Source organism: Aeromonas sp., assembly GCF_051657805.1.
In the GTDB taxonomy this organism is placed as follows: domain Bacteria; phylum Pseudomonadota; class Gammaproteobacteria; order Enterobacterales; family Aeromonadaceae; genus Aeromonas.
On record NZ_JBOFLJ010000010.1, the window covers coordinates 298,738 to 315,652 of the forward strand.

Here is a 16,915-nt window from a genome sequence, read left to right on the forward strand (position 1 = left end):
TGCCACATTTCCCCTGCCGGGTTTTATGAGGCCGCCCGCTTTTTTTGTACTAATTCGCGCTTAAGGGTCGAGCCGTCGCCCCTTTCTCGGTAAAATTCCGCCTTTGCACCAGCCCACGAGTCCTGATGTCAGCCTTCACCCTCTCTTCGGATTGCTATGCCCTGCTCAGCGAGCTGCAGTTGCAGCGCGCCGCCAGCCCCCGCTATCTGCTCGACGCCTTGCAGGCATCGAGGTCAAGACCCCAGTCCCCCGGACTGCTGGCCGAGGAGCTGGCACGGCTGCAGCAGCAGGGGTTGGTGCGTCTGCGGGGAGAGCAGCAGTGGAGCCTGACGGCCGAGGGAACGCTGGCGTTGATCCTGGGGGTACGCGGCGGTCATTGCCCCATGCCGGACTGGTCACGGGTGCCCTCCGTCACCGGTCAGGAGATGGCGCAATCCCTGGTGCGCGAGCTCTGTCTGGGGGAGGCGGGCCAGATCCCCGCCTACTACCAGAGTGCCGAGTTGCTGAGCCTGCTGGACTTGCCCGATGCCCATCGCCTGTTGCCGGGGGCCAGCCCCGCCTGGCAACGACTCCTGCTGGACCACTTCGCCCTGCAAGCCCTGCTGGATGCCGAGCCCGAGGCCCGCTGGCCGTTGGCAGAGGTCGCCGCCGCCTGCGCGGCCCCTCTGTCTGCGCGAGTCCTGGCGCTGTCTTCCGAATGGCAATGGCTCTGCGGCTCGGATGAGGCAAGGGGCGAGGCTGCCACGCACTGGCCGACACTGCAGCGGCTGGCGGAGCAGGCCGATGAGCAACCCTTGGGGGAGCGTCTGCTCGGGGCCCTGGCGCAATGGAAGGAGAGGCGGCAGGCCGATGGGGATCGCCCCGCCTGGCCGCCCATGTTCAGCACCCTGCTCTGGCTTGGCTGGCTGCAACAGGCCGATCCCGTGCTCGCCAGCGAGCAGCGCAAGCAGTGGCAACGCAGCCTCGGCCAGCCGGGCTCGCGCAACGGTTTCCCGCTGCTCGGCGATCTGCTGGGACAGTGGGCCGGCGATCGCCACGGTCAGGCGGTCGGCCTGTTCGATACCCTGCAACTGCCTCTCGAGGAGCTGCACTGGGGCTATCTCTGGCTCGATCTCTGCGCCCTCGCGCGCCACGGGGAGCAGAGCCCCCAGGTGGCCATACTGCACAAGTGGGATCTCTCCCATCTGCTGGAGGCCGAGCCTCGCCATCGGTTGATGGGCTTTTGCCAGGATCTGCTGCGCAGCTTGCTGGGGCTGGGGGCGCAGCGCCTCCCCCTCAATCAGTTGCAGGTCGCCACGGCGGGGCAGGGCAGTGAGGATCCGGAGGATGACAAGGCGCCCGCCTCCGCCAGCTGGTTGAACTGGCTGCAGGGCCTTGGGCGCTCCAGCGGCGTGCGCAAGGCGCAGGAGCGGCTGGTGTGGCTGCTCCACGCCGAGGGGCCCGAGCTCGAGTGCAAGATCCAGAAGCAGAGCACCAAGGGGGAGTGGACCGCCGGTCGGCGAGTGGATCCGGCCCTGCTCTCCACCCAGTATGCGGCCCTGCTGGACGAGGCCGACTGGGCGCTGGTGCGCACCCTGCCGCGTACCCTCGGCAAGTTGCCGCGGGAGGCCTGGGCCCCCCTTGCCGAGCATCCCCGCCTGTTCAACGCCAAGGGACAGAAGCTGCAACTGGCCATCAGTGCTCCCCTGTTGCAGATCGTGCCGGACGAGAGTCAGAGCGACCCCCAGGCTTTGGAACAAACAGCTCATGTCTCGGAGCATGCTGCCCAGATGCCGGGCATGCGCGCCCTGCTAAACCCCCAGGCGGCGGCCCGTGGGGCCCATATAGTGCCGTTGGCGCAGGATCTGTGGCAGCTTATTCTGACGCCGCAAGCCTTGCTGGACAGGCTGCCTGCCCTGGCCGCCATTCCCCCTCTGCCCGAGGCTGGATTGGCGGAGTTGCAACGCACCCTGGATGCCATCCCGGATCTCCCCTGGCACAGCCAGGTGGCGGGCCTGCACGGCAATGCCGAGCTCAGCCCTTGGCCGGGGGGGGCCTCGGTGCAGCTGGATTGGCAGGATGGCCAGCTGGTGGTCCAGCTGGTGACCCGGGAAGGGGATTTGCCCCCCCTGCCCCTCGGCAAGGGGGAGGCCATCGTCCGTCAGGGGATGAAGGCGTACCACTATTGGCAGCGGGATCTGGCGGCGGAGAAGGAGGAGGCCCAGCGGCTGCGCAACCAGTTGCCCATCGGGTTGCCGGGCAACGAGTGGAAGCTGGAGGGTGAGCAGGCACTGACCCTGGTCAACGCCCTGCCCGAGCTGGTGGACGCCGGAGTGGTCATTCATTGGCACCAGGACAGCGCACGGCTCAAGAGCCTGGACGAGGCGGCCCTGAGCCTTCGCATCGAGCGGCGTCAGGACTGGTTCCAGGTGGAGGGGGCCCTGGCCCTGGACGAGCACCAGATCCTCGATTTGCGCCTCATCCTGCGCCAGCTCACCCCGGGCCAACGCACCGTTCAGCTCGATGACAAGACCAGCCTGATGCTGACCGACAAACTGGTGGAGCGCCTCACCATGCTGGGGTCCATGCTGGACACGGATCAGCGCATCAACAACAAGCTGGCCTACCCCCTGGCCCGCCTGCTGTCGGCGGTGACCACGGCGGGGGATGATGCCTGGCAGTCCCTCCAGCAGGAGTGGCAGCAGGAGGTGGAGTGCCCGCCCGAGCTGTTGACGGCGCTGCGGGACTACCAGAAGGAGGGGGTGCGCTGGATGGCGACCCTGGCGCACCACGGCTTCGGCGCCTGCTTGGCGGACGACATGGGCCTTGGCAAGACGCTGCAGGCCCTGATCCTGCTGCGCATGCGCCAGCATCTGGGGCCGGCCCTGGTGGTGGTGCCCAAGTCAGTGGTCACCAACTGGCAGGAGGAGGTGGCCCGCTTCGCCCCCGAGCTGGAGGTGGTCATCTTCGAGAACCCGGCCGAGCGGGAGGCGTTGATCCAGGAGGCCAGACCCGGCCAGATCATCCTAGTCAACTACGGCATGCTCGGCAGCCTCTCCCAGGCCCTCAAGTCTCGCCACTGGGCGAGCATGGTGCTGGATGAGGCGCAGCAGATCAAGAATGCCGGTACCCAGCGCGCCAAGTTGCTGTTCCAGCTCGACGGCGATTTTCGCCTCGCCCTCTCCGGCACTCCCATCGAGAACCACCTCGGCGAGCTGTGGAGTCTCTTCACCTTCATCAACCCGGGCCTGCTCGGCAACCTGGGGGAGTTCAAGCGCCGCTTCGGCAAGGCGGTCAAGGATCCCCGCCACATGGCGCTGCTGCGGGCGGTGATCAGCCCCTTCATCCTGCGCCGCCTCAAGCAGCAGGTGCTGACCGAGTTGCCGGACAAGACGGAGATCATCCACCACATCAGCCTCTCCCCGGAGGAGCGCCAGCTTTACGAGGCGACGAGGCGGGAGGTGGTGCAGCAGGTGCAAAGCGCCGACGGCCGCGCCCTGATGCACGTGCTGAGCGGCCTGACCCGGCTGCGCCGGCTCTGCTGCTCCCCCCAGCTGGTGATGCCGGAATGGGATCAGACCAGCAGCAAGCTGGACGAGGCCATGAACTTGTTGGAGGAGGCCATCGACGGCGGCCACCGGGTGCTGGTGTTCAGCCAGTTCGTGGATCTCCTGAGCCTGCTGCGCGCGCGCATCGAACAGAAGCAGTGGGACTACTGCTATCTGGATGGCGGCTGCTCCGCCAAGTCCCGCCAGGAGTCCATACTGCGGTTCCGCCACGAGCCGGTGCCCCTGTTCCTCATCAGCCTCAAGGCGGGAGGCACCGGTCTTAACCTGACCCAGGCCGATACCGTGTTGCACCTGGATCCCTGGTGGAACCCCGCGGTGGAGGATCAGGCGAGCGATCGAGCCCACCGCATGGGGCAGACCCAGCCGGTGACCGTCTATCGCCTGGTGTGCGAGCAGACGGTGGAGGAGAAGATCGTGGCCCTGCACGACGAGAAGCGGGCGCTGGCCGACGGCCTGTTGAGCGGCCAGTCCGAGGTGAAGGGGCTGGATGTGGAGAGCCTGCGTGCCCTGCTGATGAGCTGAGAACCTTTTCGGGTGAAAGCAACGAGGGGAGCATCCGGCGATGCTCCCCTCGTTGTTTGGGACCACGGGCGAAGCCCTGCCTACCCCTGATAGCGGTAGAGGTGCAGCCGCTCTATGATGGCCTCGCCGCCAATCTTGCGATCCCGCCGCGCCTGGCGCAGCTTGGGGGGATAGTGGCCGAGATGGGTGACGCTGGGGGCAGTGTCCGAGCAGAGCAGCAGGGGCAGGCTCGCCTTCAGCTGCTGCTTGCGCGGCTCCCTGTCCTGCCACAGCAGGTTGATCATGGGGTGGGTCTTGACAGGCCGCCGGATCCGCAGCTCAACGTCCGCCGGCAGGCGGCGGATGTCGTAGACCTCCTGATCCACCATCTTGCTCCACTCCTCGTTGTCCGACAGGGCCGGCACATAGCGGCGGCTGCGCTCCAGCATCTCCAGCACCTGCTCCCGGCTTAGACGGCTGATGCTCTGCTTGTCCGCCCAGGTAAAGCCAAGGGAATGCAGCTCCCCCTGTAGCAGGGTCAGCTTACGATAGACCTGCAGCGTGATGACGCCGGGCAGGGCGCCGTGCACCAGTTCGAACTTCTCATCCCGTCCACCGGCCTCTTGTACCAGTGCCTTGAAGGCGAGTTTGTGGCCGTTGATCTCCTCGATCAGCGGGGTGAGCAGGGAGGCGCTGGCGGCGGGGAAGCGCAGCCAGCCGGGCAGGCGCAGGGTCGCCTTGGTGGAGCAACCGGGGCGGGCGCTGTGATCCCGATAGGCGGCCAGGGTGGCGACCAGTGCGGCCTCGCCGCCCAGATAGCCTACCTCTATGGTGTCGATGGGATCGTGCTCCTCCCCCAAGGGAACGGCGGGCAGGGGATAGACATGGGCCTCCAGCAGCGGGAGCCGGCCTAGCAGGTCGGCGAGGCGCGCCAGGGCGGCTTCCAGGGTTTCCATCTGCTGGCGCAGGGCGGCGGTGGGGGTAAAGGTATCCATCGGCATATCCTGTGGTCGGCTCCACGCTTGTCCGTGACGGACGAACAACGGGGCTGGCTAAACTACTGTATAAATAACCATACCAGCATGCCATTAGGGCGCCAAGTGTCCCCTTCACAATCCGCCAGTCGGGGCGGAAAAGCTGGCGTCGTTTGAGTATTGGTTGTTTGTATCCGTCTGTTAAATAAGGATCAATGAAAGATCACTTGATTAACAACTGGCTGTGAACTCGTGGTTATCGGGCCCCTTGTCGGCGGGATGGCATGCATAGCTACTGCGAGAAATTGCATAGTTAGAAGCGAAGGCGGCAGGAGAAAATGCTGCGGGGTCACCATTCAGAGCATTAAAATAACATTATCGTTTAAAATCAATTGGTTACAAAAACACCTTCTGTGAGCCTGATCATTAGTTTTACTAATCCATTGTATCAAAATTCGTCAATTGAGACGCCTCTGCTCCCTGACTAAGCTCTGCGCAACAAATTTGAACCCAGTGTCGAACTCAATTGAGAGGAGCCATCCCATGGCCAACATGACTTATACCGAAGCCGGTTACCAGCATTCCAGCCAGACCAATCTGATGGCTCGCGTCAAAACGACCGTCCTGACCTGGCTGGAACGCAGCCGCAGCCGTCGCCAGCTCTCCGAGCTGCCCGCCTACCTGCTCAAAGACATCGGCCTGAACGAAGCCGACCGTTATCAAGAGACCACCAAGCCGTTCTGGCGTGGTTGATCGACCGGGCATGGATGCCTCGTTTTTCTGTTGATAGTGTTTCTTTACCCATAGTCCCTGTAGTACCGCCATCACTGGCCTGCCCCCCCTCGCACCGCCCCGTTTGAATGCCCTGTACGTCCACGCTTTCCGCTCGCCATCCCCATAGCATCACTTGTTGTCACATTTGTATCCTTACTGTTTGAATTTGTTTAAAAACTGATTCTAAGCCGGGATGCCTTGCGTATAATCCGCCTTGTCTGACATCGACAAGTGTGAACCGACAAGAGGGTGAGATGGATGATTCCCCAGCATGACTTTTTGGCCCTGACCCGCCGCCACGAGTGGCAGCTCGACCCCTTCGCCTATGCGCTGCCAAACGGTGACATGGTGAGCGTGTGGGACACGGGGGTGCTCTGCCTGGAGCCCGCCAGCGGCGCAGGCGACGAGCCGGGCGGGCGCAAGGACATAGTGCTCTCCTGCGGGGTTCACGGTAATGAGACCGCCCCCATTGAGATCTGCAACCTGCTGCTGACGCGGCTGCTGAGTGGTGAGTTGCAGGCCCGCCACCGGGTGCTCTTCCTGTTTGGCAACCCGGCCGCCATGAACCTGGGGCTGCGGGAGGTGGAGGAGAACATGAACCGCCTCTTCTCCGGCGCCCACAGCAAGGGGGAGGGGCTGTGCAACCGGGAGCGGATCCGCGCCATGCGCCTCGAGCAGTATGTGAGCCGCTTCTTCGCAGACCCCGCGCGGCCCCGCTATCACTACGATCTGCACACAGCCATTCGCGGCTCGCGCCACGAGAAGTTTGCGGTCTACCCCTTCCCCCACGAGCGGCCCCACTGCAGGGAGCAGGTGCAGTTCCTCGGAGCTTGCGGGGTGCGCACCATACTGCTCTCCGGCGGGCCGACCACTACCTTCAGCTATTACAGCTCCCATCGCCACGGTGCCCACGCCTTCACGGTGGAGCTCGGCAAGGTGCGCCCCTTTGGCGAGAACGACATGACCCGCTTCCTCGAGGCGCGTCAGGCGTTGCAGGAGTTGGTGACCCAGGACGAGATGGCGCTGGAACCCTGGCGGGCGGATGACTTCACCCTGTTCGCCATCGATCGGGTGATCAACAAGCGCTCCGAGCAGTTCCGCTTCCTGTTTGCCAGCGACGTGGACAATTTTACCGAGTTTCCCCAGGGATTTGTGCTGGCGGAGGACGGGGATCAGCAGTACAGGGTAGAGAAACCGCGGGAGGCGGTGGTCTTCCCCAACGCCAACGTGGCCATCGGCCAGCGCACCATGTTGCTGGTGGTGCCGACCCGGTTATGGGAGTGATCTGAGCCCGATTCTGCCCGACGAAGTGGCGCCCCAGGCGGCCGCGGGGGCAGAACAGAGATTGGGAGTGATCCCGAAATCACCCTGACAGGGAGCCCGAACGGGCTCCCTTCTTCGTTCCTGCTCGCCGAAAATCTCATCTTCTTTCTGAAATTAAAGAAGTTTCTACTGGTCTAACCTGACGAAATCCCATTGCCACCAAGTTAACATGTTGTTTACATTTTGAGGGTCACCTCATGGTGGTGACGTTGACAACGGCAAGGAGCCAGTTATGACCCATGTCGACATCCCTTTCCTTCGTTACCTCGATGAGGAGGGGCGCCCGGTCGCGACACTGCCGACCTGGCTGGACAAGGCGACACTGCACACCTTCTACCGCAACATGGTGATGGTGCGCAGCTATGACAAGAAAGCGATAGCGCTGCAGCGAACCGGCAAACTCGGCACCTTTCCCTCTCACCTGGGGGCGGAAGCGGTGGGGATCGGGGTCGGGCTCGCCATGCGGCCAGAGGATGTCTACGTACCCTATTACCGGGACATGCCGACCCTCTATGTGAGAGGCGTGCCCATGGAGCAAAACCTGCAATATTGGGGTGGGGATGAGCGGGGCAGTGTTTTCTATAAACCAGATGGCGAATTATCGGAAGACTTGCCTATCTGCGTGCCCATCGCTACCCAGATCACCCATGCCGCCGGCATCGCCGCGGCCTTCAAGCTGCGCAATCAACCCAGGGTCGCCGTGGTCACCATAGGCGATGGGGGCACCTCCAAGGGGGACTTCCTCGAGGGGCTCAACTGCGCCGGCGTCTGGCACCTGCCCATGGTGATGATCATCAACAACAACCAGTGGGCCATCTCGGTGCCGCGCAAGCTGCAGACCAGCGCCCCCACTTTGGCCCAGAAGGGGATAGGGGCCGGGGTGCGCAGCCTGCAGGTCGACGGCAACGACGTGGTGGCCGTCTATGAGGCGACCCGCGCCGCCATGGAGCGGGCCCGCAGCGGCAAGGGGCCGACCCTGATCGAGGCGGTCAGCTACCGGCTCGGGGATCACACCACAGCTGATGATGCCACCCGCTATCGGGAATCCGCCGAGGTGGAAGCCGCCTGGGCCAAGGAGCCGGTCAAGCGGCTGCGCCAGTTCATGGCCGAGCAGGGTTGGTGGGACGAACAGCAGGAGCAGGCCTTGCTGGCGGAAGCCGCCCGTGAGGTCGAGCGCGCCGTCGCCGTCTACGAGGGCACGGCGCCCCAGGCGCCGGAAACCCTGCTCGATTACCAGTTCGCCGAGCTGCCGAAGGACTATCGCACCCAGCGTCAACGCATCATCGCCAAGGGGATGCAGTTGCAGGGCGGGGAGACACATCATGAGTGAAATTACGCTGCTTGAAGCAGTCAACCTGGCTCTGCATCACGAGATGGAGCGCGACCCGGACGTGGTGGTGCTCGGGGAGGACGTGGGGGTCAACGGCGGGGTGTTTCGCGCCACCGTGGGTCTGCGCGACAAGTTCGGTTTCAAGCGGGTGATAGACACCCCGCTCGCCGAGGGGCTGATCGCCGGCGTGGCGGTCGGCATGGCCACCCAGGGGCTCAAGCCCGTGGCCGAGTTCCAGTTCCAGGGTTTCATCTTCCCCGGCATAGAGCAGATCATCTGTCAGGCGGCACGTATGCGAAATCGCACCCGCGGCCGCCTCTCCTGCCCCCTGGTTTACCGCTCTCCCTATGGCGCCGGCATCCATTCGCCTGAGCACCACAGCGAGAGCGTGGAGGCGCTGTTCGCCCATATTCCCGGGTTGCGGGTGGTGATCCCATCGAGCCCCAAGCGGGCGTATGGCCTGTTGCTCTCCGCCATCCGCGACCCGGATCCCGTGATGTTCTTCGAGCCGGATCGCATCTACCGCTCCATGAAATCGGACGTGGTGGACGACGGTATCGGCCTGCCGCTCGACGTCTGTTTCACCCTGAGGCCCGGGCGGGATCTCACCATAGTCGCCTGGGGGGCCTGCATTCAGGAGGTGATGCGGGCCGCCGCCCAACTGGCGGAGCAGGACATTCAGTGCGAGGTGCTGGATCTTGCCACCATCAAGCCGCTGGACATGGAGAGCATCCTCAGCTCGGTGCGCAAGACAGGTCGGCTGCTGGTGGTGCACGAGGCCTGCGGCAGCTTCGGGGTCGGTGCCGAGATAGTGGCGCGGGTCACCGAGGAGGCGCTGACTTTCCTCAAGGCGCCGCCGAAACGCCTTACCGGGGTGGACGCCGCCGTGCCCTACTATCGCAACGAGGAGTATTACCTCATCACCGAGCAGGATATTGCGGATGCGGCTCACCAGCTGATGGAGAAGAATTGGCTATGACCTTGTACACAGATGGGCGGTTGAACGGCCGCGCAAACGACGGGCATGGAATTTTTCAACGTGCGGTGATTTCCCAGCGGATGGAGAACGGGTCATGAAATTTTTCAAATTACCGGATCTGGGCGAAGGATTGGCCGAGGCCGAGATAGTGGAATGGAAGGTGAGCGCCGGCGATACCGTGAGTGTCGATCAGGTGCTGTTGTCGGTAGAGACCGCCAAGGCGCTGGTGGACGTGCCCTCGCCGGTGGCCGGGGTCATCGCTCGTCTGTGCGGCCAGGAGGGGGACATCCTCCACATCGGCGCCCCCCTGGTGGAGTTTGAAGGGGGGGAAGATGATGGCACAGTGGTGGGCAAGGTGAGCGCCCATCAGCAGCACATCGAGGATCACTTCGTGGTCGGCGCCATGGCGCCCGGTGGCAGCCTGGTGCAGGCCATGCCCGCGGTGCGGTTGCTGGCGCAAAAACTCGGCCTCGACATCGACAAGATCCAGGGCAGCGGCAGTGCCGGCATGGTGATCGAGCAGGACGTGCAGTCGGCGTTCGAGGCGATGCTGGAGAGCGGCAACGAGTTCCTCAAGGGCTCTCGCCGTGCCATGGCCAAGGCGATGGAGCTGTCTCACAAGACGGTAGTGCCGGTCAGCCTCACCGACGAGGTAGACCTGCGTCACTGGCGCGCCGATGAAGACGTCACCGTGCGCCTCATCAAGGCCATCGGGGTGGCGTGCCGGGCCGAGCCTTCCATGAACGCCTGGTTTGACGGGGATACGCTGTCTAGACGCTTGTTCCAGGAGGTCAACGTGGCCATTGCGGTCGACTCCAAACACGGCCTCTATGTGCCCGTGATGGAGAACGTGGCCGAGCGGGAGCGGGCGGACATCCGCCAGGGGCTGGATCGGATGATCGCAGACGTGAAGGCGCGCGCCGTGCCGCGGGAGATGCTGCAGGGGGCGACCATCACCCTCACCAACTTCGGTGCCATCGCGGGCCGCTACGCCAGCCCAGTGGTCACGCCGCCCCAGGTGGCCATCGTCGGGGCGGGCAAGTTGTTCGAGAGGGTGGTGTTCATCCACGGGGAGGCGAGACCGGTTCGCGCGCTGCCCTTGTCGATGACCTTTGACCACCGCGCCTGCACCGGCGGCGAGGCGGCGCGCTTCCTCAAAGCCCTGGTCCAGGCACTGGAATCTGCCGATGTGTAAGCACTCGTACCCTGCCGCCGGCAGGGTACGAATTTGTTTGCGTAATCGACAAAGGGACGTATAATCTCAGGCAGCTTGAAAAGGCGATTGTTATGTCAATGAATACGATGTTTTACATCTTTTCCTGTTGTTCATAAGTAAATCCCGTTTTTGAGCTTTACCCGCTGAAAAGCATAAGTAATTATTTTGAATACAGGTTAAAGATATGTCCAACATGATCACCGGTACCGTTAAGTTTTTCAACGAAACCAAAGGTTTTGGCTTCATCCAGCAAGAAAACGGCCCGGACGTTTTCGTTCACTTCAGCGCCATCAGCGGTAACGGCTTCCGTACCCTGGCTGAAGGTCAGCGCGTACAGTTCTCTGTGACCCAAGGTCAGAAAGGCCCGCAGGCTGAGAACGTAACTGCTCTGTAATTCTTACAGAATTTAAGAAAGCCGCGTTACCTCTGGTACCGCGGCTTTTTGTTTATGGCATATTCTTGAACCATGTCTGAGTCGTGCCAATCACCATGATCCCATCCCTGCTGCTGACTGCCTCCCTGCTTGCTGCGACGCCTGCGCCCGATCCCGTGGCCGACAAGGCCGTGGCCGTGTGCCAGCAATTCGTGCAGGTTCGCCTGGGTAAGACGGCCCAGCCCGAGGAGGTCAAGGCTCGACCCGTGGCCAAGCGAGCGGGGGAGTGGCTGGTGGACGGCCAAGTAAAAGGACCCGAAGGTCCTTTGCTGTTTGCCTGTTTGTTGCGACACCAGAAGAGCTGGGAGTTGCTCAACTTCTCGCTCTGGGCGCCGCAGGAGCTCAATTCGGCTTGAGCGCCACCAACAAATGCTGGAGATGTTCGAGCATGGTCATGCCAAAGGGGGTCAGGTAGCCGCCGTCGACGGCACTGATCATGCCCTGGCTGTGCAGGCGCTCTGCCGCCAGGCTCAGCGCCGGGGAGAGATCGCTGCGCAGCTTGATCCCCTGGCTCATGTTGGCCGGATCAAAGCATGCCAGTATTTTCAGCTCATTCACAAAATCCTCGGAAACCTGGTCGATCCCACTCATGGATGCACTCCTTAACGCTAAAGATGTATGCAAACTAGCATTCCCGGTTTCACTTTAGTGGGCGCTGGCTCAAAGTATTGGGCTTTGTGAGGGCTGGCGTTGTGCAAGCGCTGCTTTTTTGGCCTGGGGCCCACAGGTGAACAGGGGCTGGGCCATCAAAGACCTCATCAAACATGGTAGACTAGCTTCTCTTCTGTTTTTCTGGCCCGGATGATCCGGCCTTTTTGCCCAAGGCGCCTCTCATGATCACTGTCACTCTGGTTTCTCTGCTGCACAGGCTCGGCCCGCGCTTCCCTCACTATTCCGCAGCGCTGCTGTTGCCGCTGGTCGAGGAGCATCGGGGGGATCTCTGGTTGCCCGCCATCAAGGGAGGCGAGATGACGGTCCTGGAACAACGTGGCAAGGGTGCCCAGTTGCTGGCCTCCCTCGCATCGGGTTGGTGTGACTTTGCGACCGGTCATGGTGGAGATACGCCGGAGCTCGATGCATTGGCGAGTTATGACGAGGAGATGCTGGATAACCTGCTGATGTACTGGAGCCATCCGGCCAAGATCAACAGCCCGATCACCGATAACCTGTTCGAGCTGCGCCGGGAGGTGGTGGACGAGGCCCATGGCGCCAAGCTGGCGGCCGCCTGGGAGCAGCAGCTGCAGGCGCGCTTCGAGCAGATCATGCAAGGGGCCAGGGCCGGGCGGGATCAGCTCTGCTTCGTGGAGGTGGAATCCGCCTACTGGCTGCGCCAGCGCCTGAGCGAAGCGGCCGAGATCACCCTCGTCACCCCGGCGTTGGGCTGAGGCTTTGTGGCGGCCCTGCATGCTCGGCTGGACAAGCCGACGGCAAGATGTGAACATGTCGCCCTTTATTGCATGAGAGACTTGACCGATGAGCTATGAACTTAGCGACACCGAGCGCAATGCCGCGCTGCAACTGAACGCCGATTACCGCTTCGATCACTTCATCAGCAAGCTGGTCGAGCACGAAGAGCTGTTTGTCCTGACCGACGAGCACGGCGTCATGATGTTGACCACTGACGATGAAGATTGCATCCCGGTCTGGCCGCATCCCGAATACGCCAAGGCCTGGGCCGAAGGGGAGTGGGCCGAGTGCAAACCGCAGTCCATCACCCTCAAGGTATGGCTGGAGCGCTGGATCGACGGCATGGCGGAAGACGAGCTGTGCGTCGCCGTGTTCCCGACCCCGGAGCAGGAAGGCATAGTGCTGGAGCCGGCCGACGTGGCCGATGCCATCGCCGAGAAGCAGGCCAAGCGCGGCTAAGTGCCTCGCCCCTGTCAACAAAAGACCCCGTCACCGAGCGGGGTCTTTTGTTTATTCAATAGGGCAATCCAGCGTTGCCCGGGCCCATTCCCGGAGAGGGCTCTCTGTTTATTGTACCGGCCAGCCTGCTCTTGCCCCGGGATCTCACATCCTGAGTGCGGGATCCCGGATTCGGGAGCGGATCATCCTCAGTGCTGCTGATAGCGGGTATCGACCAGGGTGACGGGGGGGAAGCCCTGGCCGCGCTTGATGGCGGCGAGCGTCTCCTGCTTGACCTTGTCATCTATCCAGAACAGGCCTCCGTAGCTGTAACCCGAGTTGGCGCCGTCCAGCGGCCAGTAGAGCAGATCGCTCTGGGGCGTTGCCGGCGCCTTGGGCAGCTTGATCCAGCGCCAGGCGCCGGCCCGGGTGTAGGGCACCTGATAGGCGGGCACGAAGCTCGCGAGCTCGAACAGCCGCTGCTGGATCTGGCGCGACAGCTCGGCCTTCCTGGCGAAGTCGAACGCCTTGTCGTACTGCTCCACCAGGGCTGAGATGGTATCGTCGTCGATATTCATGATGTTGTTGGTCTGGGGCTTGTTGGCGTTGACCTTGTGAAAATGTTCCCAGTAGGCGGGGTAGCGGCCGGTACTCCAGCCCATCCAGGCGCTCTGGTGCTTCTTCTCCAGCATGGACTTGAAGCCGGCGGAGGCGTCCATCAGGTTCAGCTCCAGATTGAGGCCCGCCTTCTTCGCCTCCTCCCGCAGCAGGGTCAGCCGCTGGGCATGCTCCGCCGTGGTGTAGGTGATGGTGAGGGAGAGAGTCTGTCCCTTGTCGTTTCGCAGCACGCCGTCCGGCCCAACCTTGGTGAAGCCTGCCTTGGCGAAGTACTCCCGCGCCAGCTTGGGATCGAAGGGGCGCGCCTTGAGATCGGTGTTGGTGAAGACTCCCTGGCCGGAGCCATAGGTGTTGAGGCGCTGGTAATCCCCCCGCAACAGGGTCGCTATCATCTTGTCGATGGCGAGGGAATACTGGATGCCGAGCCGCACGTTGAGATCCCTCAGCAGGGGATCGGCGGTGTTGAGGTAGAGCCCCATGGGGGATTGGGGGGTCTGAGTATAGAACCAGAGCCGCTCGATATAGCCCTTCTCGAACTCCACCGTCTTGCTCTTGTCGTGCCACCAGTTAGGCATGACGAGCCCGAAGGTGTCCAGCTCGCCGCGCAGGAAGTGCTGCCAGGCGATGTTCTGATCCCGCAGCACCTTGACCTCTATCCTGTCCGGATTGAAGCGGTGCTGGAAGTAGCGCTCGTCGTTGCCCCACCAATCCTTGACCCGCAGGAAGGTGACGGATTTGCCCTTCTTGACCTCGCCGATCCGATAGGCGCCGGTGACCGGCAACACCTTCCAGTTGTACTCCTTGACCCAGTTGGCGGTGAGCGCGATGGCGTGGCTCGGCTCGGGGGAGAAGGGGAGGGAGTCCAGCAGATCCTCCCGGCTCTTCTCGGTGCCGCTGGTGATGGAGAAGGTGTGGTCGTCGAACTTGGTCACATCGGCTATCTGGGTCGAGTAGTAGTTGTTGTACCAGGGGTCGTTGATCTCCTTGCTGCGCATCATCTTGAGGGTAAACAGCCAGTCGTCCGTGGTGACCGGCTGGCCGTCCGACCAGCGGGCCTTGGGGTTGATGCGAAAATAGAGGGTCTTGTTGTCGGCCCCGAACGCCCACTGGTTCGCCAGCATGGGCATGGGCTTGCCGGTGATCGGGTGGGTGGCGAGCAGGGGCAGGGTCCCCTCCCGGATGTAACCGGCGAAGCCGCCATTGGAGTCCGGCCCGTATTTGCGCAGGGTGAGGGGGAAGCTGGTCATGAAGTCGTGAAAGGTGCCCCCTCGCTGGGCGGCGGGATCTGCGTAGACGGGGTCTGTGTCGTTGCTCTCCCACACAAGGTCGGCCGGCAAGGCTGCGCACCAGCCGAAGGTGCTAAAGAGCAGCGGAATAGTGAGGGCTGTGAATCGTGAGATGTGCGAAAGCCGTGAAAGGGTCGGTGACGAGGGGTGCAGCATATCCTTGCTCTCCTGATGATAGGCGTCCTGCCGGCAACAAACGATAACAGGCCCCGAGGGGCCTGTTTCAATATGGAAAGTTTATCCGTGCGGGTCAATGGGTTGTCGCCTCAGTGATCGGTCTGTGGCTTGAACAGCCGCAGGCGCCCTCCCAGCAGGTGCACCACGAAGCCGAGCAGCACCAGGGCCGAGCCCAGCCATTGCAGCATGTTGGGGTGCTCGTCCAGCAAGAGGGCGGCGGTCACCATGCCGACACAGGGCACCAGCAGGGAGAGGGGAGCCACCTGGGCGACCGGGTAGCGCATCAGCAGCCGCCCCCAGAGGCCATAGCCGAGCCAGGTGGCGATAAACGACAGATAGATGACGCACAGGAGCCCCTGCCAGCTGAAGTGCAACAGGCTGTCTGCGATGCGCTCCGGCCCCTCGAACAACCAGGAGAGGGCGAGGAAGGGGAATATGGGCACCAGGCCGCCCCAGGCGATGAGGCTCGGCAAGGTGGTCTGGTAGCGCAGGCCGATCTGGCGATTGATGACGTTGCCAAGGCCCCAGCAGGCGGCGGCGCACAGGGTGAGCACGAAGCCGAGCAGGGTGAGGTTGCCCTCACCAAAGGCGGCGATGAGGTAGAGGCCGCCCCCGGCCAAGGGCAAGGCTACCCAGTGATGGGTCTGCCAGCGCTCCCCCAGCCAGATCATGGCGAACAGCAGGGTGAACAGCACCTGGGACTGCAGCACCAGAGAGGCCATGCCCGCCGGCATGCCGAACTTCATGGCGCTGAACAGGAAGGCGAACTGTCCCAGGCTGATGGCGCCCCCATAGGCCAGCAGCCAGCGCCAGGGCATGGCGGGCCTCGGCACCAGCAGGATGGCGGGGAACACCACCCCGATGAAACGGAGTGCTCCCAGCAGCAGGGGCGGTATCCCCTCCAGCCCCCACTTGATCACCACGAAGTTGAGTCCCCAACAGAGAATGACCAGAGCGGCCAGACACTTGTCCTTGGCTTGCATATACGTCCTTGTTCGCATGGCTTGGTATGAGAAGGCGTCGGACGGGCCGGCGCTCGGGCAGAGGCTCGAGCATAACCGCTAAGGGGTGATCGGCGTCAACCCGTGATGTGTAATGGGGAACCGGTCAGATGGCGGCTCAGGATTCAGGCCGCGACGCAGTGCAGGGTCACCCCGCGGGCTTCGAGGGCGCTGCGCATGGGGGCGGGCAGGGCGTCGTCGGTGACCAGCACGCCTATCTGGCCCGGGGCGCCGAGGGGGCTGGGATGGATGGCGCCAAACTTGCTGCTGTCGGTGATGACCACGTTGGTCACCCCCTTGGCCAGCACGCTGTTGACCACGTCGGCCCGCATCATGTCCCGGCCGGTGAAGCCCATCTCGGGGTGAAAGCCATCGACACCGATGAAGGCCTTGGAGAAGTGTACCTGCTCTATGCACAGACGGGTGAGGGGCCCCACCACGCTTTCGCTCTGCTGCTGGTAGAGGCCCCCCAGCAGCACGACCTGGGTCTGAGTGTCCTTGAGCAGGTGGGCGATGAAGCTGCTGATGGTGATGATGGTGACCCGCTTGTGCAGAGCCAGGTAGCGGGCCAGCAGGGCGTTGGCGCTGCCCCCCTCGATAAATACCGTCTCCCCGTCCTCCACCAACTGGGCGGCCCGTTCGGCGAGACGCTCCTTGAGGGGGTAGTTGATGTTCATGCGGGCGTCGGGATCGTCGCTGTCCAGCGCCATGGCGGAGCCGTGCACCCGTTTGAGCAGCCCCTGCCTCTCCAGGGCGGTGAGGTCGTTGCGCACCGTCACCTCGGACACGCCGGTCTGGGCGGCCAGCTCGGCCACGCTCATCTTGCGGGCCTGGTGGACCAGGGTGAGGATCTGTTGGCGGCGTAGGTTCATGGCTGTGGCTCGATGCGAACGATGAAAAGGCATGGCGG

At 63.2% G+C, this 16,915-nt stretch carries 15 protein-coding genes; 10 read left to right on the plus strand and 5 right to left on the minus strand.

The genetic code is table 11. The features are described from left to right. Window positions 1–125 precede the first annotated feature (125 nt). Window positions 126–4,070 (plus strand): DEAD/DEAH box helicase, encoded by a 3,945-nt coding sequence (locus ACRCYW_RS04025; RefSeq protein ID WP_438548879.1) that lies wholly within the window; start codon window positions 126–128, stop codon window positions 4,068–4,070. 80 nt (window positions 4,071–4,150) lie between these two features. Here ACRCYW_RS04025 and ACRCYW_RS04030 read toward each other — a convergent pair whose 3' ends face one another. After that, on the minus strand, window positions 4,151–5,044 hold the full coding sequence (locus tag ACRCYW_RS04030) for a DNA replication terminus site-binding protein (protein ID WP_438548880.1): 894 nt from the start codon (window positions 5,042–5,044) through the stop codon (window positions 4,151–4,153). Window positions 5,045–5,566: 522 nt separating this feature from the next. On the opposite strand from ACRCYW_RS04030, the gene ACRCYW_RS04035 reads away from it, so the two are divergent. The 7 genes from ACRCYW_RS04035 to ACRCYW_RS04065 all read left to right on the plus strand — a co-directional run bounded on the left by ACRCYW_RS04035 (window position 5,567) and on the right by ACRCYW_RS04065 (window position 11,434). Next, complete coding sequence (locus ACRCYW_RS04035; protein WP_438548881.1) at window positions 5,567–5,776, plus strand: DUF1127 domain-containing protein; 210 nt, start codon at window positions 5,567–5,569, stop codon at window positions 5,774–5,776. Between the two features lie 279 nt (window positions 5,777–6,055). Further along, the gene (gene astE / locus ACRCYW_RS04040; RefSeq protein ID WP_438548882.1) at window positions 6,056–7,081 is read left to right on the plus strand and encodes a succinylglutamate desuccinylase; all 1,026 of its coding nucleotides are present in this window, start codon (window positions 6,056–6,058) and stop codon (window positions 7,079–7,081) included. Window positions 7,082–7,352: 271 nt separating this feature from the next. After that, on the plus strand, window positions 7,353–8,450 hold the full coding sequence (gene pdhA / locus ACRCYW_RS04045) for a pyruvate dehydrogenase (acetyl-transferring) E1 component subunit alpha (protein WP_438548883.1): 1,098 nt from the start codon (window positions 7,353–7,355) through the stop codon (window positions 8,448–8,450). Beyond that, on the plus strand, window positions 8,443–9,429 hold the full coding sequence (locus ACRCYW_RS04050) for an alpha-ketoacid dehydrogenase subunit beta (protein ID WP_438548884.1): 987 nt from the start codon (window positions 8,443–8,445) through the stop codon (window positions 9,427–9,429). The genes pdhA and ACRCYW_RS04050 overlap by 8 nt, the downstream gene beginning before the upstream one ends. A gap of 94 nt (window positions 9,430–9,523) precedes the next feature. Next, window positions 9,524–10,624 (plus strand): dihydrolipoamide acetyltransferase family protein, encoded by a 1,101-nt coding sequence (locus tag ACRCYW_RS04055; protein WP_438548885.1) that lies wholly within the window; start codon window positions 9,524–9,526, stop codon window positions 10,622–10,624. Between the two features lie 205 nt (window positions 10,625–10,829). After that, window positions 10,830–11,039 (plus strand): cold-shock protein, encoded by a 210-nt coding sequence (locus ACRCYW_RS04060; RefSeq protein ID WP_005331438.1) that lies wholly within the window; start codon window positions 10,830–10,832, stop codon window positions 11,037–11,039. A gap of 95 nt (window positions 11,040–11,134) precedes the next feature. Continuing rightward, on the plus strand, window positions 11,135–11,434 hold the full coding sequence (locus ACRCYW_RS04065; RefSeq protein ID WP_438549025.1) for a hypothetical protein: 300 nt from the start codon (window positions 11,135–11,137) through the stop codon (window positions 11,432–11,434). Here ACRCYW_RS04065 and ACRCYW_RS04070 read toward each other — a convergent pair. After that, the gene (locus ACRCYW_RS04070) at window positions 11,421–11,669 is read right to left on the minus strand and encodes a TIGR02647 family protein (RefSeq protein ID WP_438548886.1); all 249 of its coding nucleotides are present in this window, start codon (window positions 11,667–11,669) and stop codon (window positions 11,421–11,423) included. The two genes, ACRCYW_RS04065 and ACRCYW_RS04070, sit on opposite strands and share 14 nt — an antisense overlap. Window positions 11,670–11,911: 242 nt before the next feature. On the opposite strand from ACRCYW_RS04070, the gene ACRCYW_RS04075 reads away from it, so the two are divergent. Both ACRCYW_RS04075 and ACRCYW_RS04080 read left to right on the plus strand, forming a co-directional pair. Further along, the gene (locus ACRCYW_RS04075) at window positions 11,912–12,463 is read left to right on the plus strand and encodes a hypothetical protein (RefSeq protein ID WP_438548887.1); all 552 of its coding nucleotides are present in this window, start codon (window positions 11,912–11,914) and stop codon (window positions 12,461–12,463) included. Window positions 12,464–12,551: 88 nt separating this feature from the next. Then, on the plus strand, window positions 12,552–12,944 hold the full coding sequence (locus tag ACRCYW_RS04080; RefSeq protein ID WP_349918508.1) for a DUF2750 domain-containing protein: 393 nt from the start codon (window positions 12,552–12,554) through the stop codon (window positions 12,942–12,944). A gap of 188 nt (window positions 12,945–13,132) precedes the next feature. Here ACRCYW_RS04080 and ACRCYW_RS04085 read toward each other — a convergent pair whose 3' ends face one another. The 3 genes from ACRCYW_RS04085 to ACRCYW_RS04095 all read right to left on the minus strand — a co-directional run bounded on the left by ACRCYW_RS04085 (window position 13,133) and on the right by ACRCYW_RS04095 (window position 16,877). Then, the gene (locus ACRCYW_RS04085) at window positions 13,133–14,983 is read right to left on the minus strand and encodes an extracellular solute-binding protein (protein WP_438548888.1); all 1,851 of its coding nucleotides are present in this window, start codon (window positions 14,981–14,983) and stop codon (window positions 13,133–13,135) included. 110 nt (window positions 14,984–15,093) lie between these two features. After that, window positions 15,094–15,987 (minus strand): EamA family transporter, encoded by an 894-nt coding sequence (locus ACRCYW_RS04090; protein ID WP_438548889.1) that lies wholly within the window; start codon window positions 15,985–15,987, stop codon window positions 15,094–15,096. Between the two features lie 143 nt (window positions 15,988–16,130). Beyond that, a complete protein-coding gene (locus ACRCYW_RS04095; RefSeq protein WP_438548890.1) occupies window positions 16,131–16,877 on the minus strand; it encodes a DeoR family transcriptional regulator in 747 nt (248 codons plus the stop codon). Window positions 16,878–16,915 lie beyond the last annotated feature (38 nt).